The 21,536-nt window shown below is 48.6% G+C and carries 15 protein-coding genes; 4 read left to right on the forward strand and 11 right to left on the reverse strand.

Annotation, left to right across the window (positions count from 1 at the left end; all coding sequences use genetic code 11):
* Positions 1 to 98: 98 nt before the first annotated feature.
* The 3 genes from NDI48_09580 to NDI48_09590 all read left to right on the forward strand — a co-directional run bounded on the left by NDI48_09580 (position 99) and on the right by NDI48_09590 (position 3,490).
* Positions 99 to 293 carry an NAD(P)H dehydrogenase subunit NdhS gene (locus tag NDI48_09580; GenBank protein ID MEP0831458.1) on the forward strand — a complete coding sequence of 65 codons (195 nt, stop codon included), beginning with the start codon at positions 99 to 101 and terminating at the stop codon, positions 291 to 293.
* Positions 294 to 432: 139 nt separating this feature from the next.
* Positions 433 to 1,101 (forward strand): hypothetical protein, encoded by a 669-nt coding sequence (locus NDI48_09585; GenBank protein MEP0831459.1) that lies wholly within the window; start codon positions 433 to 435, stop codon positions 1,099 to 1,101.
* 253 nt (positions 1,102 to 1,354) lie between these two features.
* Positions 1,355 to 3,490, forward strand: coding sequence for a cation:proton antiporter (locus NDI48_09590; GenBank protein ID MEP0831460.1), 2,136 nt, complete (start codon positions 1,355 to 1,357; stop codon positions 3,488 to 3,490).
* A gap of 129 nt (positions 3,491 to 3,619) precedes the next feature.
* Here the strand turns inward: NDI48_09590 and NDI48_09595 are convergent, their stop codons facing one another.
* From NDI48_09595 to NDI48_09615, 5 genes are all read right to left on the reverse strand, one after another.
* Entirely contained in the window at positions 3,620 to 4,120 is a 501-nt protein-coding gene (locus NDI48_09595; protein ID MEP0831461.1) for a hypothetical protein, read from the reverse strand.
* Positions 4,121 to 4,190: 70 nt separating this feature from the next.
* On the reverse strand, positions 4,191 to 7,466 hold the full coding sequence (locus tag NDI48_09600) for a valine--tRNA ligase (protein ID MEP0831462.1): 3,276 nt from the start codon (positions 7,464 to 7,466) through the stop codon (positions 4,191 to 4,193).
* Between the two features lie 132 nt (positions 7,467 to 7,598).
* Positions 7,599 to 9,218: an Hsp70 family protein gene (locus tag NDI48_09605; GenBank protein MEP0831463.1), complete on the reverse strand. Its 1,620-nt coding sequence runs from the start codon at positions 9,216 to 9,218 to the stop codon at positions 7,599 to 7,601.
* Between the two features lie 29 nt (positions 9,219 to 9,247).
* A complete protein-coding gene (locus NDI48_09610) occupies positions 9,248 to 9,793 on the reverse strand; it encodes a molecular chaperone GrpE (protein MEP0831464.1) in 546 nt (181 codons plus the stop codon).
* Between the two features lie 7 nt (positions 9,794 to 9,800).
* Complete coding sequence (locus NDI48_09615) at positions 9,801 to 10,013, reverse strand: DUF2997 domain-containing protein (GenBank protein ID MEP0831465.1); 213 nt, start codon at positions 10,011 to 10,013, stop codon at positions 9,801 to 9,803.
* 251 nt (positions 10,014 to 10,264) lie between these two features.
* Here NDI48_09615 and NDI48_09620 point away from each other — a divergent pair, with 251 nt between their 5' ends.
* Positions 10,265 to 10,960 (forward strand): thioredoxin domain-containing protein, encoded by a 696-nt coding sequence (locus NDI48_09620; protein ID MEP0831466.1) that lies wholly within the window; start codon positions 10,265 to 10,267, stop codon positions 10,958 to 10,960.
* Positions 10,961 to 11,019: 59 nt separating this feature from the next.
* Here NDI48_09620 and NDI48_09625 read toward each other — a convergent pair whose 3' ends face one another.
* From NDI48_09625 to NDI48_09650, 6 genes are all read right to left on the reverse strand, one after another.
* Positions 11,020 to 11,475 (reverse strand): nitrate reductase associated protein, encoded by a 456-nt coding sequence (locus tag NDI48_09625; GenBank protein ID MEP0831467.1) that lies wholly within the window; start codon positions 11,473 to 11,475, stop codon positions 11,020 to 11,022.
* Positions 11,476 to 11,612: 137 nt separating this feature from the next.
* Positions 11,613 to 13,913, reverse strand: a complete 2,301-nt coding sequence (locus NDI48_09630) for a nitrate reductase (GenBank protein MEP0831468.1) — start codon at positions 13,911 to 13,913, stop codon at positions 11,613 to 11,615.
* 130 nt (positions 13,914 to 14,043) lie between these two features.
* Positions 14,044 to 15,630 carry a ferredoxin--nitrite reductase gene (locus NDI48_09635; GenBank protein ID MEP0831469.1) on the reverse strand — a complete coding sequence of 529 codons (1,587 nt, stop codon included), beginning with the start codon at positions 15,628 to 15,630 and terminating at the stop codon, positions 14,044 to 14,046.
* Positions 15,631 to 16,196: 566 nt separating this feature from the next.
* Positions 16,197 to 17,705, reverse strand: a complete 1,509-nt coding sequence (locus NDI48_09640) for a NarK family nitrate/nitrite MFS transporter (GenBank protein ID MEP0831470.1) — start codon at positions 17,703 to 17,705, stop codon at positions 16,197 to 16,199.
* Between the two features lie 849 nt (positions 17,706 to 18,554).
* The gene (locus NDI48_09645; protein ID MEP0831471.1) at positions 18,555 to 19,412 is read right to left on the reverse strand and encodes a nitrate ABC transporter ATP-binding protein; all 858 of its coding nucleotides are present in this window, start codon (positions 19,410 to 19,412) and stop codon (positions 18,555 to 18,557) included.
* Positions 19,413 to 19,501: 89 nt separating this feature from the next.
* Positions 19,502 to 21,508 (reverse strand): nitrate ABC transporter ATP-binding protein, encoded by a 2,007-nt coding sequence (locus NDI48_09650; GenBank protein MEP0831472.1) that lies wholly within the window; start codon positions 21,506 to 21,508, stop codon positions 19,502 to 19,504.
* Positions 21,509 to 21,536: the final 28 nt, after the last annotated feature.

Genomic DNA, 21,536 nt, shown 5'->3' on the forward strand with positions numbered 1-21,536 from the left:
GTCATTCGTCATTCGTCATTAGAGCATAGTTCTTATCAATGACCAGTGACCAATGACTCCTAGTAAGCTATTAATACAAACTCAATTTGTAGAGATTCATGATTCTTCCAGGCTCCATTGTTCGCGTCATTAATGCTAACGACATCTACTACCACTACCAGGGACTCGTCCAACGAGTGAGTGATGGGAAAGCGGCTGTCTTATTTGAAGGAGGCAACTGGGACAAGTTAATCACGTTCCAACTCTCTGAATTAGAAGCTGTCGAACTCACAACAGGGAAAAAGGGCAAATAAAGGATGAAGTATCAAGGATGAAGTATGAAAAGAAAGTTAATCCTTTCAGATCAGTTGAGTCATTCCTGAAGCTTTGACCGATCATCAACTTCATCCTAGTTTGCGGCAACGGCTACGCCGAATATCCTTCATACTTCCTATGCGTCTTCCTCTACCCCAGTTTTCACTTGGCGATCGCCCCGATCATCACATTGCTGAGGTGATCGAAACAGCAACAACAGAGTTTTTGGCTCAGTGCTTGGAGCCGGAAGATTTAAGCTTTCCGGTGATGCCTCCCTTTGGGAGCTGGGTGAGGTCTGTGGATGAAGAGTCAGGAAATCAAGTCCTAGCTGTGGTTTATTATGCCACCACCAGTCCGATTGATTCGGTTCATCGAGCTAGAGCTTTGGGGTTGTCACTGGAAGAATTGCGCGAGCAGCAGCCTCAAATTTTTGCCATGCTCAAAACAGAGTTCCGTGCGGCAATTGTGGGATTTATGCCGCCAACCGAGGGGAGCAACGGTTCTAAGTATCTCAGCAGCCCCGCCTATCAGTATCTTCCCCCCCGTCCGCCGCAAATTCATCAAGCGGTCTACCAATGCCAACCCGAAGAAATAATTCATTTCAGTGAGCAGTTGGATTTCTTGCGAACACTGTTGCAAGTGAATGGAGCGCCCGTGGAAGCCTTAATTGCTGCGGCGATTCGAGAGGTTTATCAATTACGCAAGGCTGACCGTGATTGGTTGGTGAAAGCCGGACGAACGTTGAGCATCTTACTCAAGGATGATTATGACCGCTTACGGTATATTTTGAGCCAAATTCACTGGTAATCAATTAATAACTCAAAAAAATAGTATATGGGGACGAGAGAGCGATCGCTCTGTCTTGATTACCCTAGAGGGTCGCCGTCGCCTAGAAAAGCCTAATTCTCTCCATAGAAAGAAGTTATAACCAAGATTTATAGTTAAAATTTCATAGCCTTTAATGCTGCAAGAAACCTGAGAGGCACAACTGTTTTGGAGTAATCCCCGTCTCAGTTCAGTCATCAGCTACGCCAACCATCTACCTCCTAGCGCGGTGCTTATGGAATCAATTACAGAATCTCTGAAGGAACCCGTTGTTTCCTTTGCGCTCCTTTTAGCGGTCATTTTATTGGTGCCTCCGGTATTTGAGCGACTGCGGCTGCCTGGATTAGTGGGTTTGCTGGCAGCAGGGGTTTTACTAGGTTCGAGTGGACTGAACTTACTCAACAACAAATCTGAGACGATGATTCTGCTCTCAGACATCGGAAAAATTTATCTGATGTTTGTCGCAGGGCTAGAAATTGACCTCGCGCAGTTCCGCAAAACTAAAAATCGCTCCCTGGCATTTGGAAGCACGACGTTCCTCGTACCGTTAATTACCGGCACCCTAGTCGGTCGTCTGGTTGGCGGCTTTGATTGGAATGCGTCTATTTTGATTGGCTCTCTACTGGCGTCCCATACGCTTCTTGCCTATCCGATTGTTCAGCGTCTGGGTGTTGTCAACGATGAAGCCGTCACCGTCACAATTGGTGCCACGATTTTTACAGATATTGGCGCTTTGATGGTTCTAGCCATTTGTGTCGGTGTTAACAAAGGAAACTTTACAGCGACCAGCTTAGCGGTTTTGCTGATATCGATAACTATCTATTCACTCGCCGTCCTATTTGGCTTTGACTGGCTGGGGAAAGCATTTTTCCGGCGCACTAAAGGTGACCAAGGCAATCAATTCTTGTTTGTGCTGCTAGCGGTGTTCCTCGCTGCCGTAGGAGCGCAGCTAGTGGGAGTGGAAAAAATAGTTGGAGCCTTCCTCGCCGGTTTAGCCGTAAACGATGTTGTCGGGGATGGACCGGTTAAGGAAAAGGTCGAGTTTATTGGCAGCGTCCTGTTTATCCCGATCTTTTTTGTGGATATGGGCTTGCTGCTCGATTTAAATTCTTTCATCAAAACCCTGTCCTCTTTTGGGCTAACACTGGCGATTATCGGCGGGTTGATCGGGAGTAAGTTTGTTGCAGCCTATATCATCAAGCTGGTCTTTCACTACAATCAACAGCAATTGCTGACGATGTGGTCACTATCTTTACCCCAAGTGGCGGCAACTCTGGCGGCAACCCTGGTTGGATACCAGCAGAAGATTCTCAGTGAATCCGTCCTCAATAGTGTGATCTTAATGATGCTGGTGACATCGATTCTGGGGCCGTTGATTACGGCACGATCGGCGGCTCAACTCACCCCAGAGGCAACAATTCTCGCGGATGCTATCGAGCCGTTAGACCTTCCAGTACAGCCGAAAAAGACGGGTGACTTTACCAAAAAGACGGGTGACTTTACCGTTGTGGTACCAGTCTCCAATCCTCAAACCGAACGGTACTTGATGGAAATGGCAACGTTGTTGGCACGGCACGAAAGGGGTCGCATTGTACCGTTGGCGATCGCGCAGGCTCAGGTTCGCATGGATGACCCAGAAATGGATAAAGCTGTCCAGCGAAGCCAGATGTTGCTTGACCGAGCACAAGAGTTGAGTCGGGAATTGGGCGTTGAGGCATCACCGCAACTGCGAATTGAGTACGACATTGCTCCAGCCATTACTCATGCGAGTCGAGAACAAGATGCCAGTATGATTGTGCTGGGTTGGGGTGGAAGGCTAGGGTTTCGTGCCCGCTTGTTTGGTAATGTGACGGATAGTGTTTTGTGGTCAGCCCACTGTCTAGTGGCAGTGGCACGGCTTTTGGATTCCCCCCTGAAAATTCGGCGGATTCTAGTACCTGTGGAAAACTTATCCGCCTCGGCGATACGACCGGTGCGCTTTGCTCAGATTTTGGCTCAGGTCAATCAAGCTCAGGTGACATTGATCCACGTCTGCGACCCCAGAACCCCACAGACCAAGATTGCCTGGACTCGTTCTCAGTTATCGCTGATTGCCTCTCAACTATCGTCCAATCCGCCGCCGACTGACGTTGAAATTATTCCCCAGGAGAATGTGACACAAGCGATTCTGAGGGCTTCTCAGGGTCAGGATTTAGTGGTTTTGCGATCGCTACGCCGTCGAGTGGGTGCAGATGGCTTAGCGATTGGTGAAGTAACGACCCCATTGGTGACACAACTCACTTGCTCGGTCGTACTTTTAGGTGAACCGCATGGAGCACTGTCGAACGTTTTGGCCACCAAACATTCTCCTTCACCCTCTTCCTTAGCCTGAGCGTCTTGAGCAATCCTATAGATGGCAGGGGAAGTAAAAATACGAGGTTCCTTTCCTGGCGAGTTTACACAGGAATCTCTACTCTCCTACTGCCTCCCCATCTCCCACTCTCGCCGTTGAAAGCATTACTTAGGAATCGCCATTGCTGGAGTCCAACTCCTGTTGGCGCTCCTCCAGTTTTTGTTTTTCCTGCTTCAACTCTTCTTCCAGAACTTGAAGTTGCTGCTTTTCCTGTTTCAACTCTTCTTCCAACGTTTGGAGTTGTTCGCGACGCGCTTCCAACTCCAGATTTCGACGAGTCAAATCCTGACTTTGCAAGGTTAAGTCTTGCCGCCACTGTTCAACCCGTTCCGCCTCTTCCTGTAAAAAGGTTGGGCTAACCTCAATAGTCAGGTACTTTTGTACAAAATCCAACACCCAGTCTTTAGCTTGGTGAATGCTCAGAATTTCGCGGTTTTCAGAAAGATCTACCAAAATCAACAAACCTTCGTTCAGAGATTTGCTGTTAGTCAGTGGAATACTTTCCGGGTTGATTACAGCCCAGGTGTGTTCAGGGTTTTGGCGGGCTAGTAATTGCAGTTCCACCCCCCCTGCACTGTCATTGTTTTGTACTTGGGCTAGGTGTAGCATTGGCGTTTGTTCTTGTTCATTAGGAGGTTAGAGACACTCAAGACCGGATCTCATCACATCAATCACATCTCTATATCTGAGAAAGGCGATCGCGTAAAATTTCCGCTTGTTTTTCAGCTTCTGCCAAAGCCTCTTTCGCACCCTGCACAACGTCTGCCGGAGCTTTGCTGACAAAGTTTTGATTAGCCAGACGCCCGGACAGCGATTTAGCTTCCGCTTCTACTTTACCTAAATCTCGTTCTAACTTCGCACGCAGAGCGTCGAAATCCACAACGCCTTCCAGGGGCATCAGCACTTGAACCGTACCGACGACACCCGCCATCGTTGCCTTGAGTTCTTGCTCCAAGGCTGGAGTAATCGTCAAACTTTCCACTTTTGCCAAATCTTTAATATAAGACTGCCCTGCTTCCAAGATTTGACGTTCTTCATCACTACTACTTTGCAGAATCACCGTCACCTTCACACCGGGTTTAATCTCTGCCTCTGCCCGGAGGTTGCGGATTGTGCGAATTGTACCAATCAGCAGCTCAAACTGTTGCTCCAGTTGTGGATCAATCACAGAAGTTGACGCACAGATTAAGGCTGGGGAGCTTCTTGTGTCCTCTTGTGTCAGTCTTGGCACTCGTTTGGGTTCTCTGTTGCCAATCACTTGTTCTTTAAGCGCAACAGTTGCAGCCCCCAACTCTTGCCGCTTCGCAACAGTGAGCAAATAGCGGTAAGCAAACCATATCGTGTATCCTATGCCAACAATTTCAAATGTCGGTTGTAGGATGGGGAAACTATTGATGGCGCTGACGGCTGCTAACGCCACTTTGAGAGTAATGATTGTGACCAGCAACAGGGCAACCACAATCATAGGCCGTTGGTATTGATTGAAAAACTTGCCTATTTGATCAGGCAATTCAGACAAAACTTTGGCAACTTGATTCCCGATTGACGGCGATTGACTCAACGATGAATTCAGGCGAGATAATGCCCCCGAATCGCTAGCACTTGCCATCTCTTCCAGCTCAGTTTTGGCACTTTCGGCTGTTGGGGCGGGTAAAGGCGATCGCGTTTGGGTTTCCAGCGAGACTGGCTCACTCCAGTTCGTCCCTTCTATATCCCCCACTTCTGGATAAGATTGCAGGGCTAAAGCCTGATCTGATTTTTGCGTCAGGGTATGCCAAATCTCTTCAGTGATGTGAGGCATAAAGGGATGAAGCAGTTTGAGAATACCTTCTAACACATAGGCGAGAGTCGCTTGAGCAACTTTTCGCGACGCGGAAGAAGCATCCTCACGCAACCGCGATTTGACCATTTCAATGTACCAGTCGCAGAAGTCCCCCCAGATGAAATCATAGAGTCCCTTCGCCGCTTCTCCCATGCTGTAGTTGTCCAGAGCATCATTGCTTTGACGCACCACTTGATAGAAGCGCGAGAGAATCCAGCGATCGCTCAACTCCAAAGCCTCGACCCCCGCTTCCAGGGGAGTACCCAGCTCCTCAGGCGTCTTACCATCCAGATTCATCATCACAAACCGGGACGCATTCCACAGTTTGTTGGCAAAATTGCGCGATGCCTCCACCGACGCCGACTCATCTGTCTTGCGGTTGTACTCCAAGCGGATATCTTGACCCGCCCCAGCCACTTCCTTAACCAAGGTATAGCGCAGAGCGTCAGTCCCATACTTATCGATCAGCAATAAGGGGTCAATGCCATTACCTGAAGTTTTGGACATTTTCTTGTTGTTCTCATCCCGCACTAAGCCGTGGATGTAAACCGTGTTAAACGGCATCTCACCCGTGAAATGCGCTCCCATCATCGTCATCCGCGCAACCCAGAAGAAAATGATGTCAAAGCCAGTCACTAGGGTGGTAGTAGGATAGTAGGTCTTTAAGTCCGCTGTTTGGTCAGGCCAACCCATTGTGGAGAAAGGCCATAATCCTGAGGAAAACCACGTATCCAGCACATCTGGGTCTTGTTTTATCTTGACACTTTCGCCAAATTGTGCAATAGCCTTTTCTTGGGCTTCCTCCTCATTAGAGGCAACAACAAAAGGAGTATGGTCTGTAATTTCTCCATCCGTTTCACTCACCGCATACCAAGCCGGAATTTGGTGTCCCCACCACAGTTGGCGGGAAATACACCAATCTTCTAACTTCACTAACCAATCCCGGTAAACCTTTGTCCAGCGTTCTGGCACAAACACGGGTGAATGCTGCTGGTCGAGGAAGCCTAAACCCTTGTCAGCCATAGGGCGAATTTTGACAAACCACTGGGTAGAGAGGAGAGGTTCGATAGGGACTTTGCCGCGATCGCTATACGGAACTGTATGCTTATAATCCTCCACCTTCACCAAAAAGCCTTCAGCCTCTAACTGGTTCACCACATTCTTCCGGGCTTCAAAACGGTCTTGCCCTTGGTATGACCCCGCATTTTCGTTGAGGGTGCCATCCTTATTCATAATGTTGATGAAGGGCAGATTGTGACGCTGACCCATTTGGAAGTCATTCGGGTCATGGGCGGGTGTCACCTTCACGCAACCGGTGCCAAACTCTGGGTCAACTAACTCATCCGCAATAATCGGAATCTCCCGCCCCATAATCGGCAGGGTTAGCGTCTTGCCAATTAAATGCTTGTAGCGCTCATCATTCGGATTCACAGCAACTGCCGTATCGCCCAGCATGGTTTCAGGTCGAGTGGTCGCCACTTCCACAGAACCACTGCCATCGCTGAGGGGATAGCGGAAATGCCAGAGATTTCCGTTTACTTCTTGGTTTTCCACCTCTACGTCTGAAACAGCCGATTGGGTGGCAGGACACCAGTTCACCAAGTACTCGCCCCGGTAAATTAAGCCTTCTTCATAAAGACTGACAAAAGCTTTGATCACGGCTTTGGATAAGCCCTCATCCATGGTGAATCGTTCCCGCGACCAATCGACGGATACACCTAGGCGTCGCAGTTGGTTAACAATTGTTCCTTCTGAGTCTTTCTTCCACTGCCAAGCGCGTTCGAGAAACTGTTCGCGTCCTAATGCTTTGCGGGTTGTGCCCTCTTTTTTCAGTTGCTTTTCCAGCATGGTATGCACTGCAATACTGGCGTGGTCGGTGCCCGGTAGCCACAAGGTATTGCGCCCTTTCATGCGGTGGTAGCGAACGAGGGTATCAATTAGGGCACTCTCGAAGGCATGACCCATGTGTAAGCTGCCCGTGACGTTGGGCGGCGGAATCACGATGGAGTAGGGTTCGCCTTGGTGATTGGGTTCTGCTTTGAAGGTTTGGTGTTCTTCCCAGTATTTCTGCCACTTGGCTTCGGTAGTTTTGGGGTCGTATTGGGTTTGCTGGGTGGGAGTTGTTGCTGTCATGGGGGAACACTATATGAAGACGAGCCTTGTCTTATTTTGCCATAGGGCTGAGAGGGAACGAACCACCGAGGCGCAGAGGGCACGGAGGGAATAGATAGGGAGAAACAGCGATCGCCCTCTCAAAAAACCCAACTACTCCAAAAGCGCGATCGCACCCTTATCCACCAACACCCTCCCCGTTAACAAATCCTTCACCGTCGCCAACAACATCCGCTGGGTATCCACTTCAAACTGCACCGAAATCCGGTCAACGCCCACCTCCCCCGGTGGATCGAGGTGTGCCACACAAACCTGCTGATGGTGGCTTTCCAATGAGCGATACTCCTCCTGTTGCCGCAACTGGCTACTCGTCATCCGCCCTTGAGCATCATAGGTTACCTCCGCTTGCGTCATTTGAGCCACTTCCCCAATATCCAGACGAAGTTCTCGTTGTCCTTCAATTGCCACTTGTAACACCAGAGGTTCTGGGCGCTGACAGGGATACTTGAGTCCTGACTCAAACAGCGTGAAATAGGAATAGGTTTTGCTATACGGTTCCCAGAGGCGGATGGCATAACTGTGGCGCAGATAATCTTCCATCTGCACCAACTGGGTTAGAGCCAAAGCCCCATGTGCCACAGCATCAAAGGGTTTATCTAACTTCACCCTTGAACGTCCAAAGTAGGAACTGATCAATTGTTGTACAGCGGGAATTAAGCAACTACCCCCCACCAACAACACTTGTTCAATTTCCCCTTTACTGATGCCTTTTGTCAGGGCAATTCTCAGTACCTCATCCAACGCGCCGCGTAGTTGTTCCAGCAGTTGTCGATTTTCCAGAATGTCTTCTAAATCGTCCCGACTCAGTTGCAAGTCATAGGACATGAATGTTTCTTCATCTAACCAACTTTCTTTTACCTCGTTTTCTCTGGAAAGTCGGATTTTCAGCCGTTCTGCAATTTCTAACAAATTCTGCCAACCGACTTCCCCAACCTCAGCGCGTGATGAACCCAATTTCCGCAGGTAATCTTCAACAATCCAAGTATCAATATCCTCACCCCCCACGTAAGCATCAGATTTTGCAATCACTTGAGCACGCAAGGAATTTTGGGTTTTGGAGTTCCCCCCTTGCTCAGGAAAGTTGGGATTTTGAATGCTGGATTCTGTAACAGTACGAACTAAGCTGAGGTCGAGAGTCCCTCCTCCAAAATCAACCACTAACACAACTGAACCAGGACGTTGTACGGCATAACCTAAAGCAGCAGCCGTTGATTCATCAACGAGTTGAACCTGGGAAACACCCAAGCGATCGCCAATGTTACGAAACCAATCGAGATAACGTTCAAATGCGCCGACGGGTACCGTAAAAATTACCTGATCAGGTTGAATTTTTTGAGCTTGAAGCTGTTGCCAGATGGCCTGGAGAAAACTTTCCGAAACAGTTTCAGCCGAGTAGATGCGATCGCCTATTTGACGCGGTGGCGGTTGAAAGTCAGCGGCTAAATCCCGTTTAAAACCTTTAAACAAGCGCTGGGGTTGAGCCTGTCCCAATCGTTGTGATCGCACTGGCTCTCCCACCACTAGCTGTTCTGAGTCTTTGACAAAGACTAAAGTCGGCACCACAGGCACTTCCTGGGTTTCTCCGCCCGCGATTGTCAGCTTAAACGAACGCGAGATTGGGTTAAGCCTCAAAGTTCTTGGGGCTTTGGTGTCGGGTTCTAACAAACTGACAACAGTGTTGCTGGTGCCGAAATCTATGGCAACAGTGGTCATAATAGAACGTTAAAAACGGTCATAGGGATTCAGTTTTCCGGTTGGATTCCTGGAGGAAGAGTGCGGCTGACTTTAGCCGGACAAAGGATGCGTTCTCCATCCCGATAGCCCACAAACCGAATGTAAACCAATTCTCCCTCCTCCATATCATCCGTATCCGGTTGATGCCATTGGGGATTGTAAGGCACCTGCTCCCAAGGCGTACCAATGGGTTCATATTCCCAACTTTTGAGCAAATTCTCCAGTGGGGTGAACAGCGCCACCAAATTTTTGGCAGGCAAATCCGCCTTGGCTTGAGCCATCATCCGGGCAGTAGGATAGTTGGTGAGTAAGGTTTGTAATTGCTCAAAGGCAGAGTCTCGCTCATCAATTCGCAGTTGGTTGGCTTGCTGCTGCAATTCTTCGCGTAATCGCAGGCATTGTTGCCGCAACTGTTCGATTTCGCTTGCATCAGAGGGACTAGAAGACTTTGATTGTGTCTGTGCGCCAGAAGCAAACAAGCTTAAAACCAGTCCAGTGCCTCCCAACCACAGGAGGCAACCAAACCAGAATAAATTAGGGTCGCCACCGTTCACCAGCCATTTACCTCTGAGTCAGGGATTGGTTTTCTTCAACGGTTATGTTTTCTTCACCCTCGTAATACTCTGGCAGGAATTCTTGAGATTCCACTTCGCCAAGTGCCTGCTCAAGTCCTACTGTCGTACTCGTACAACTAGAACCAGAGGCATTGAGGACTTGTTCTTGAATTTTGCCGTCTTTGCCAATCCGATATTCAATCTTTTGATATTCCGCCATAATTACTCCACCTGATGAGTTGAGTCTAGGACGTTGCTGCTTGCCAGTGCCATCCTAACTTAATCGTAAAAGCCCTCACACGAATCGCCGTCCACCCAGACACAGATGTGTCATCATGACGGTGTACTCTTCGTTCCAGATGGTGGCTTTTGATTAATATGAACCCCTTCTCCCATAGACACCACGTTGACTCTCAGTACGTATTGAGATTAATTGGACTGGTCTTGTGCGTGGGACTGGTTAGCTGTTCAATGCCACCAACCAAAGCCGACAACAGTAAGCCAAGCGACTCAGACTTAGAAGCCAAAGTTTTAGAGGTGATTCGCAAGAATCCACAAGTGCTGGTGGAGTCGTTGCAAGCTTACCAGCAAAAACAAGCCGATCAACAGCAACAGGCACAAAAAGCTTTTCTGGAACAGATGAAGTCCAATCCCAAAGCTGTGATTGGTGACTCCCCAACCACGGGAGCCAAAGAGCAAAAAATTGTACTCCTGGAATTCTCAGATTTTCAATGCCCTTATTGTTCTAAGGCTCATCAGACGCTGAAACAGTTCATGACAACTCGTCAGAATCAAGTCACCCTGGTGTACAAACATCTACCCCTCACTCAAATTCATCCAGAAGCGATGCCGTCGGCAAAAGCGGCTTGGGCAGCGGGTCAACAAGGCAAATTCTGGGAGTTTCATGATGCCTTGTTTGAAAACCAACAGAAGTTAGGAGAACCGCTTTATGTGGCAACAGCTCAAGCTTTAAACCTCGATCTCAAGCGCTTTGATCAAGACCGAAATGGTCAGGCAGCTAGTGCGGCCATTCAGAAAGATGTGGAAATGGCAGAAAAGCTAGGCGTCACAGGAACTCCTTTCGTGATCATGAATGATCAGGTTATTTCCAGTGGTGTTGAACTCGATAATCTTGAAGCTGCATTGAAACAGGTGAGTAAGCCGTAGAGTTTGGAGAATTAGGAATCTCGTCGCTAACTCATCGCCTATATCAATTTCCTAGCCATTCATTCAATGAGTTGAAACTCCTTCAGCGCTGGTAAAAAGTTGTGGTTTTCATGACTGGGACGGCTGAGTTTAATGAGGGCAAAACGTTGGGCAGGGCTGAGTTTTGCCCACTTCTGAACTGTTATAGATACAGCCAATTCTTGCGCTTTCTCCTGGATACTGGCAGGAACCGTTGCGCCATCCATCCAGGCGGGATGAGGCTCTATGGGAAGTTCGGAAGCCGGTGAACCCGTCTGCTCGATCACTCGGTTTTGCAAATATTGCCGATAGGTTTCGATTTCATCGGCTGTGGTGCAGGGCATCTCTACCAATGCCTCACGCTCTTGCAAAGTAAATTGGTTCCAATGTGTTAATTTAAGTTTGACTCCGCAAGTGTCTAATTTCATTCGCACTTGCATGGGAATGCAGCGTAAGGATTCTACAAAGTCGGCTTCAAATTGAAAGAAATGAGACATTTAGTTGTGGATTTTTAGATATTAAAGAGTTGACTTCTGGCTCATTCACGTCAACTATTATCCTAAAACTTCAGGCGATTGCCCAAGCCGGAACTCCTACGAGGGCAACGCCAGAAGCAATCGCTTTTCTGAGCGTCTTACACAGACAGGGACGGTGAAAACCAAGCCCCTAAACTGGGCTGAAATGACTCACTACTCATAGGGGTTTCAGCCGATACAGGCGACAGTTGCACCGCACAGGCTTTCAATTCCGGTTGTAGGGAATCTGGACAAGATTCTGGGTGAGTCAGAGCATTAGCTTCTGACTTATCTGCCCACAGAGCACCCCAGTGCATAGGGACGAAAACCGTACCCGGAGCGATCGCTTTTGTCACTTGCGCTTTGAACCGACCCATACCACGACGCGAGCGCACTTCAATCCAGGTTTCATCCTGAATCCCCAATTTCTCGGCATCACGGGGATGAATCTCAATAAACGGATCGGGGTGCATTTGCACAATTTTGGGAATTCGTCCCGTGCGGGTTTGGGTGTGCCAGTGACCATAAACACGCCCAGTTGTCAAGACAAACGGGTAATTTGGATCGGGCGGTTCTGCTAATCCTCGTGAGTGATAAGCGCCAAACCGGGCACGTCCATCAGGAGTAGGGAAGCGCAGATCGGTGTAGAGGCGTTTTTGGTTAGAAGGTTGTTGGGCGCTGCCCTTGTGGGCGGCTGGTTTAGAAGCGGTTGTTTCAACCTTCAACCCTTGGGAACCTTCTAACGGCAACTTACTACCTTGTAACTTTTCTGGACAAGGCCACTGAATTGGCCCTTCCGCTTGCAAGCGTTCATAGCTGATACCCGTCTGCTCACACACGCGCCCGCGAGTGAGTTGAATAAACTCTGCACGAACCTCAACAGAGTCTTTGAACGCAAACTGCTCAGCAAAGCCTAACCGACGCCCCACTTCAGCAAAGATTTCCCAGTCCGCTTTGGCTTCTCCAGGCGGGTTGCGAAACTTGGGGCAGAGTGTCACGACCCGTTCTGAATTGGTCATTGTGCCCGTTTTCTCACTCCACTGAGCTGCTGGTAGCAGGACGTGAGCGTAGGTAGCCGTTTCTGTAGGGTAGTAAGCATCCTGACTAACGGTAAACGGCGATCGCAACAAGGCCGCCTTAGTCCGCTCAATATCTGGCATACTCACGGCGGGATTCGTTGCCGCTACCCACAACAAACCAACTTCCCCGGTTTCCAATCCGGTAATCATTTCCCAGGCGTGGCGACCGCGATTCGGTGGAATTCTCCCCGCCGGTACACCCCAAAACTGTTCTACTTCCTGTCTGTGATCGGGATTCTTAACAATGCGATATCCCGGCAGAATGTGGCAAAGTCCACCCGCTTCCCGTCCTCCCATGGCATTCGGCTGCCCCGTGAGGGAAAATGGCCCTGCCCCCGGTTTACCAATGTTTCCGGTCATCAGGTGCAAGTTGATAATTGTCCGCACCTTTGCCGTCCCTTCGGAGGATTGATTAACTCCCATCGACCATAACGATAGGACTCGCTGGGACTCACCCCAGTAACGGGCAGCAGTTTCTAATTCATCCAGCCGAATTCCACACTTTTTGGCAACTAACTCTGGCGGATAGTGACGAATCACCTCCGCATAGTCGGAAAAGCCGGTCGTGCATTCATCAATAAACAAAGCATCAAAGCGACCCCAGCGCATCAACAGATGGGCGATACCGTTGAGTAAGTCGATATCGGTACCCGGTCGAATTGCCAAATGTAAGTCAGCGGCTTCAGCCGTTGGCGTCCGTCGCGGGTCAACCACAATCATTTTGACTTTCTTGTTTTGTTTGTGGTATTTTCGCAGGCGATTGAAGACAATGGGGTGGCACTCAGCCGTATTGGTGCCAATCAAAAAGGCGCAGTCTGTAAGCTCTAGGTCTTCGTAGCAACAAGGAGGCCCATCGGAGCCGAAGCTTTGGATGTAACCGACAACGGCTGAGGCCATACACAAGCGGGAGTTGGCATCGAAGTTATTCGTGCCGAGACACCCTTTCAAGAGTTTTTGGGCAATGTAGTAGTCCTCGGTTTGAAACTGACCGGAACCATACATGCAGATGGCATCTGTCCCTTGAGTGACTTGAACGGTGCGAATGCGATTGGCGATCGCATCGAAGGCTTCATCCCAACTGACGCGGCGGAACGGCTGATCGAGGGAGTCGCGCATCATGGGATACTTCAGTCGGTCTTTGTCCAGAGATTCGCTTACGGTCGCCCCTTTGACGCACACCATACCTTGGCTGGAGGGATGCTCGCGATCGCCCCGTACTTTCCAAATCGGTCTCCCTTCACTATCGCAATGGGTTGGTTTACCCGCTTGCGCTGGGGGTGAAACTTCTAAACCGCAGCCAACACCACAGTAAGGACATTGTGTTTTCGTTGCATTAGTCATAAGCGATCGCACCTTCTCAAAATTCTGAATCCTGTTGCATTAGGCTTCTTGAAGGGGTAAGGCGGAGGAAGTCAAAAGTTAAAAAAAATGTTTTGGCTCTTGACTTTTGACTTAGAGTACTCTCCCCTGTTCAAGAGACAGAAGCCATTGCTACCATTGCTTCCTCACGGGGACGAGCTGCGAAGTGTTCGATCAGTAGCTCTCGCAACACGCCTTTGAGGTCGTCACAGGCAACACTTTTCATCACCTCTTGGCCTAAATGGGCATCCTTCCCTACCTTGCCACCCATCCAGATGTTTACAGCTTCTACTGTTTGACCGTCTTTGCGCGTCTTCGTGCCAATCAAGCCAATATCCGCGACTTGCGGCTGACCGCAGGAATTTGGACAGCCAGTCCAGTGAATCCGCACTGGTTTAGGCATGTCCAGTTCGGCTTCTAGTTCCTTAATCAGGGCGAGGGCGCGATTTTTGGTTTCGATGATGGCGAAACCGCAGAATTCACTGCCTGTGCAAGAAACCAGCGCCCGGTTCAATTTTTCGGGATTGATCGTGAAACGCTCTCTTACGAGCGGCTCGTTTAAGAGGTGATCCAAGCGTGAATCGGGAATGTTCGGAATAATCAGGTTTTGCTCAACGGTGAGACGAATTTCGCCACTCCCGTAAACTTCTGCCATCCGGGCGAGTTCAAACATTTCATCAGCATAGATGCGACCGATGGGGACGTGAAGACCCACATAATTCAATCCAGGTTGCTTTTGGGGATAGACACCGATGTGGTCGCGCTTTTCCCAATCGATTTCATCTTTTTCTGCCGCTGCTTCCAAGGGATGTCCCAGTTGTTTTTCAAGTTCCGCCCGAAACGTTTCTAGTCCCCATTCGTTGATCAAATACATCAATCGGCACTTTTGCCGATTCGCTCTTGGGCCGTTGTCCCTGTAGACAATCAACATGGCCTCGGCAAGAGGGACAACATCTTCGGGAGGAACCCAAGCATTGAGGGGAATTGCTGTGACATATTGATTGGGCGCGAAGTATCCGCCGACGATCAGGTTAAACCCTAATTTGCCATTTTTGTAGGCAGGCAGATAGCCCAGATCGTTGAGTTCGGCATGGACGGAGTTGTCACGGCCCCCAGCAACGGCAATGTTAAACTTCCGGGGCAGGTTGCTCAGCGCGGGATTGCCTTCACCATGACTGGTGATTAAATCTTGCAGATTGCGGACTAAACCCCGCGTATCAATCAATTCATCCGCATCAATGCCCGCCACGGGTGAACCCGTAATATTTCGGACATTGTCCATACCCGACTGGACGCAGGTCAAGCCAGCTTTGAGCAGGCGATCAAAGATGTAAGGTACGTCTTCAATCCGGATGCCCCGCAGTTGGAGGTTTTGTCGGGTGGTAATATCAGCGTTGCCCTGGTTCTGAAATCCTGAAGCTTGTCCACAGCGCTGCACGATATCCGCCAGCACGCGCATTTGACCGCTACTCAAAATGCCGTTGGGTATCCGCATCCTGATCATGAACTTACCGGGGGTGACCGTGCGATGGAAAAAACCTAACCACTTAAGCCCCAAGTCACGCTCGAACTCATCCATTGCCTCCCAGCCAAGGCGGGCAAAGTGTTCCAGCTCTTGTTTGAGCAATATAGGATGTTTTTGAGCTTTGGCTTGTTCAATTTTGTTCAGTTTTTCTTTTTTATCTATTGTTGTCGTCATCGGTTACACCTCTTGTGGCTTTTTAATCTGAGTATCTGGCTATTAAAAAAGGAGTTTCTATTGTTTCAAAAACACTTAGGACACAACTTACTTTTTAGATTAAATAACTCGAAATCTTAATTTCGTAAACCTGGCTACAACTTATACAAATAACTAAACTAAATAAGCCCTTATTTCTCTAAATCCATCTTTAGAAGTATTTTTAGTTGGATATTACGCTTATATTACTGCAAATAAGACTATAAATTTATACGGATTTGCCAAGACCTAAATCAGACGAACAGCATAAAAATACCTTATTGAATAAGTAAATTATCCAAATTTAAATTAAGGGGCTTTAGCATGTGAATTGGTATATATAGTTACTATTTTTTTGATAATAATGAGAATTTTGCATAGTCTTGATGCTTATTTCACATTACCTCCCCCTGTGTGAAATAGAATTTACCAATCAGGAACGAGTGATTGTTCGTTGTACTCTAAAATCTTAAATCTCAAAAGGCATAAGGTATTGGATGTTGAACCTTTCACACCCAATACCTTGTAATTCACGATTCAATGTCGCTTCAGTTTTTACGTGGGTCTAGTAAAATCCGGTTTGGTACTGCCATTTCTGCTTCTTCACCCTCATGGTGGCTAGCAAAGGAGCCGCTCGGTTCCTTGAGGAAAAAGCCACACAAGCTAGAGCAGATTAGGGCAGAAATTCCCATCGTGATAAACAAGGTTGGTGCGTCGGTTAAGCTGAAAATCGTGAGAAAAATGACACCGCCGAAATTCCCATAAGCGCCCACATTGCCAGAAATTTGTCCCGTAATGTCCTTCTTAATCAGAGGCACAATTCCGTAAGTCGAACCGCAACCCGCTTGGGCAAAGTAGGCAGACAACATGGTGACAGCGATCGCCAGAACTAACGGCCAACTGCTACTGATATTGTGCGCCAGTAGATAGCTAACACCAACCCCCGCCGCGATTATCGTCATCGTCCACTTGCGGCTGCCCAACTTATCTGAAATCAACCCGCCACTGGGACGAGAAACCAAGTTCAGGAACGGATAGCTAGCGGCAATCATACTGGCGGTCACATGATTGAGACTAAATGTATGCTCAAAAAACGCAGGCAGCATAGAAACGGCAGCTAACTCAGAACCAAACGTCACCACATAGCAAAACTCTAAAAGAGCAACTTGGCGGAACTGATAGCGCTCAGCAGGCGAATAGGTCTTAACACCCCTAAGAACATCCGAGTTAACTTGCCAAGCTTTATAGGTTTGGAAGGCAAATAGCGCCGCCAACAGACCCCAGGCTACAAACATTTGGGTCGTGTTGAGGAAATGAAGTTTGGGTTGAGCTAAGCGCCATGCCAATAAACCCAAGGCGAAAATCAAGCCAAAATTAGACAGGCACATCGCCCAAAAGCTTTTGCTCGTGGTCACTTCCATGCCACCACTGCGCTTGGGACGGCGATAGGCTTTGCCTGGGGGCGTATCTTGGACGTTGTTGAAATAAATGAAGCCATAGATAGCGGCAATCACACCACTTAGCGCGATCGCGAAACGCCAGTTGCTCGCTCCACCGGCTAGAAATGCCGTCGCAACACCGAGACCGGGTAGAGCAAACTCTGCTGCAAAGGCACCAAAGTTACCCCATCCGCCATAAATCCCTTCAGCAATCCCAATCTCTTTCGGGGGAAACCATTCCGAAACCATGCGGATGCCTACGACAAACCCAGCACCCACAACACCCATCAGCAAACGACTCCAGACTAAATGGTTAAAGTCTTGAGACAAAGCTGTAGCAAAACAAGGCACAACAGTAAATACCAGGATGCTTGAGAAGGTAACTCGTGGCCCAAAACGATCCAGCAGCATACCAATGATGATCCGTGCTGGAATGGTCAGAGCCAGATTACAGATGAGTAAAACCTTGATTTGATCTGGCGATAAATTGAGGTCTTTTTGAATGGTGGTGGCAAAGGGAGCGAAGTTAAACCAACAGACAAAGGTGAGAAAAAATGCAAACCAGCTCAGGTGTAAGATGCGATAGCGATCGCGAAATGAAAATAATTCTGCAAGCATGAGGCTTTCTCCTAGCCGTGAATCTGAAATACTTGATTAGTGAGACGTCTTAGCAATTTGAAGACTGGCTAGTACGGGATCGATAGGCATACTGTTGCACTATCTTGTCTAGCTTTTAATGTTTACAAAGATGTTTTAGCTTTCCTGCGGATTCGCTATGTCTATCATGGGTTGCTTCTCCTTGAGAGCCTACCTACGAGAGCAATCTAATGAGTGCCGCTGAATCGATCAAATCCAGCAACTCAAAAACACTGTGATTGTTAGAAAATTCTTTTCTTGTTAGGCTAGTTGGCTTTAGAGAATGGTTTCGTATCTTCTACTACAAAGAATTGCACTCAACTATGAGATTCTATCTTTAGATGGACTTAGCTTATTCCTAAAGGTCAGAAATAAATCGACCTTTTGACGAAGTTGACGAAAGCAAAATTGACCCTTGAATAACGCATCCGCATTCATTTTTTTTTGCGTACTGACTCCCTAATAACTGTTGATTTGGCAAGGGAACATTGCTCAATTCGTCTTCTTAGTTACCCTATGAGGATTAAAGGTTTAAATTAGTATCTTTAGCTACAAAATAGCTTGCGTTTTCAACGAATTGCATTGAAATCATGCATTTTATACATGAAAACCGCTGTTGAGAGAAATAAACGGAGTAGCGATCGCACAAGCGAGTAGACAAATCAGGATTTGCTACCTTTCTCATCAGGAATACTTATAAACAAGACGATTAAAGGTTGGTGCTAAAAAACTTAAACTTTTTCAACGCAGGAGCAGGGGACGAAGCTTTCCGACCCCTGATCTCAAGATGAATCTTCTGATGTCTAGCTGAACCTAAAACTAAATAGAGAGTTAATCCACCTCTGTATGAGCAAAACGGCGATAGAGGAAGTCCAAAGCGTAGTTCCGTAGTTCGTAGTATTGAGGATTTTCCATCAGGCGAGCACGATTTCTAGGGCGTTGGAAGGGAATTTCTAGAACCTCACCAATATGAGCGGCTGGCCCATTGGTCATCATCACGAGTCGGTCGGCGAGGAAGAGTGCCTCATCAATATCGTGGGTAATCATCAGGACAGTAACTTTGTACTCTGTCCAGATTTTCAGTAGTTCTTCTTGTAACTCTTCTTTCGTAATCGCATCTAAGGCTCCGAAGGGTTCGTCCAAAATCAAGATTTCGGGACGAATCGCTAGGGCGCGTGCGATCGCCACCCGTTGCTTCATCCCCCCTGATAGCTGCGAGGGTTTTTTGTCCGCAGATTCGGTCAGCCCCACCATCTCCAGCAATTCAGACACCATCTCCTTCTTCTTAGAGTGAGGTCTGTTGGTATAAACCGCATCCACGGCCAAGTAAATATTTTCAAAGGCACTCAACCAAGGCAGCAAAGCATAGTTCTGAAACACCATCATCCGATCAGGACCCGGTTCGGTGATGCGCTTACCTTTGAGCAGGACTTCCCCGTAAGTCGGACGCGAGAAACCTGCCACCATGTTCAAAAGTGTGGACTTCCCGCAGCCAGAATGACCAATCAGACAAATAAACTCGCCTTGATTAACAGTGAGGTTGACGCCACTGAGAACCGTGTGGTTGCCTTCTGGCGTGGGATAAACCTTAGCAACATCCTCAATGACTAATAGGGGGTCTCCCTTCGGTTTTTGATTTTGGGTCTGGGAGATTTGAGGGAGAAGAGTATCAGCGTTGAATCCAGTCATGATGGTAATAGGAAAAGGGAAATAAAGTTTTTAATTGCGGAATGGGACTAGGGAAACGTTAAGCGCAATTCTCTATTCCATCCCTAACCTTAGGCGGCTGGAGTAACGAAAGAGTCGATGTCAACTTCTTCGACACGAATGGGGCGTTTGATTTCCAGGCTATTGAGGTACTCTAGCGGGTCATCGGGATCAAAGACGGTGCCGTCAAACATCCGGATGGGGCCGCGATCATGCCCAATATCTGAGAACCCCAAGTCTCGTGCTGCTGCACCAAACAAGTCAATGCGCCGCACTCGGTCTACAATGTTGACCCAGTTTTTGGGGAAGGGGATAATCCCCCAACGAGCGAGTTGAGTGAGTAACCATAACCCCTCAATCTGGTCAGGATAGTTGGTTTTATCTATATAAAACTGGTTGAAGCGGGGTAGTTGTAGAGGGAGTTCTCCAGTACCGCGATTGTAAGGGTCAATAAAGCCAGGGCGAGTATATTCTGGGGCGGAACCCACGTACTGCTCTTGGGTCAGTAAGCCCAAAATCTCTTCCCGGTTGCGTGCGTCATCGCAGTATTCGCAGGCTTCCAAAAGCGCCTTCACCAGGGCGATATGAGTTTGAGGGTACTTGTTCACCCACTCTTCGCGCACACCCAATACTTTCTCCGGATGTCCGGGCCAGAGTTCCATATCCGTGGCGATGACAAAGCCTAGTTTTTCGTAGACAGCGCGAGAGTTCCAAGGTTCACCCACGCAATATCCATCGATATTCCCAGCTTTTAAATTGGAAACCATTTGAGGCGGGGGAATCACCGTCAACGCCACATCTTGATCCGGGTCAATTCCGCCTGAAGCTAACCAGTAACGCAGCATCAGGTTGTGCATGGAGGAGGGATAAACCATGCCCAAGGTGTGAACTTTATCGGGAGTGGCTTGAATCGCCGCTTTGAAATCAGCCAGAGTGCGAACGCCCTGATCGTAGAGGCGCTTACTCAGGGTAATTGCATTGCCATTGCGGGACAGGGTTAAGGCGGTTACTACCGGAACTGGGGTTTTATTTCCTGCGCCAATCGTCAGGGTGAGGGGCATCCCAGCCACCATTTGAGCGGCGTCTAGACGTCCGGAAACAATGCCTTTAGCGATCGCTTGCCAACTGGGTTCGCGGTTGAGGGTAACTTCTTCTAACCCGTATTTGGCGAAAAATCCCTTCTCTTTAGCAACGACTAAGGGGGCACAATCGGTGAGGGGAATAAAGCCTATTTCCAGATTGACTTTCTCTAAGCCATTGCGCGCGACCACTTGTGGCTGCTTCGATTGGCGCTGCTTGGCTTTCTTCTGTTGATTAAGGAAGTAAATCATCTCATTCCGCAAGCGGTAGTAGCTGGGATGATTCACCACTTCCAGACGATGGCGGGGGCGGGGTATTTCTACATCAATAATCTGCCCAATATGGGACTCTGGCCCGTTGGTGAGCATGACGATGCGATCGGATAGCAAGAGTGCCTCATCCACGTCGTGAGTCACCATTACGCAGGTAACTTGGCTCTCTTCGCAAATTTTCATGAGTTGCTCTTGCAAACCGCCTCGTGTCAGGGCATCCAGCGCCCCAAACGGTTCATCCAACAGCAGCAACTTGGGGCGAATCGCGAGAGCGCGTGCGATCGCCACACGTTGTTTCATCCCCCCCGAAAGCTCACTCGGTCGCTTCTTCGCGGCATGACGCAGTCCGACTAAATCGATATGGTGTTCGACAATGCCTTTACGTTCACCCTTGGGTCGATTCGCCATGACTTCGTCCACTGCCAAGGCAATGTTTTCCCGCACGGTTAGCCAGGGTAAGAGGGAATAGTTCTGGAATACCACCATGCGATCGGGGCCGGGTTGAGTCACCTGCCGACCTTCCAAAATCACACCGCCACGCGTGGGTTTATCCAGACCTGCAATGATATTCAACAACGTGGATTTCCCACAACCTGAGTGACCGATTAAGGTAACAAACTCACCTTGTCGAATCCTCAGTTCAATATTCTTGAGTGCAATATAACTTCCGCCGTTGGGTAGGGAAAATACCCGGTCAATATGGTCTACTTCAACAAAGACAGACATGGCTTTAGGTGGAATGATGAGTGATAGC

This window comes from Microcoleus sp. AS-A8 (assembly GCA_039962225.1).
Classification (GTDB): Bacteria; Cyanobacteriota; Cyanobacteriia; order Cyanobacteriales; family Coleofasciculaceae; genus Allocoleopsis.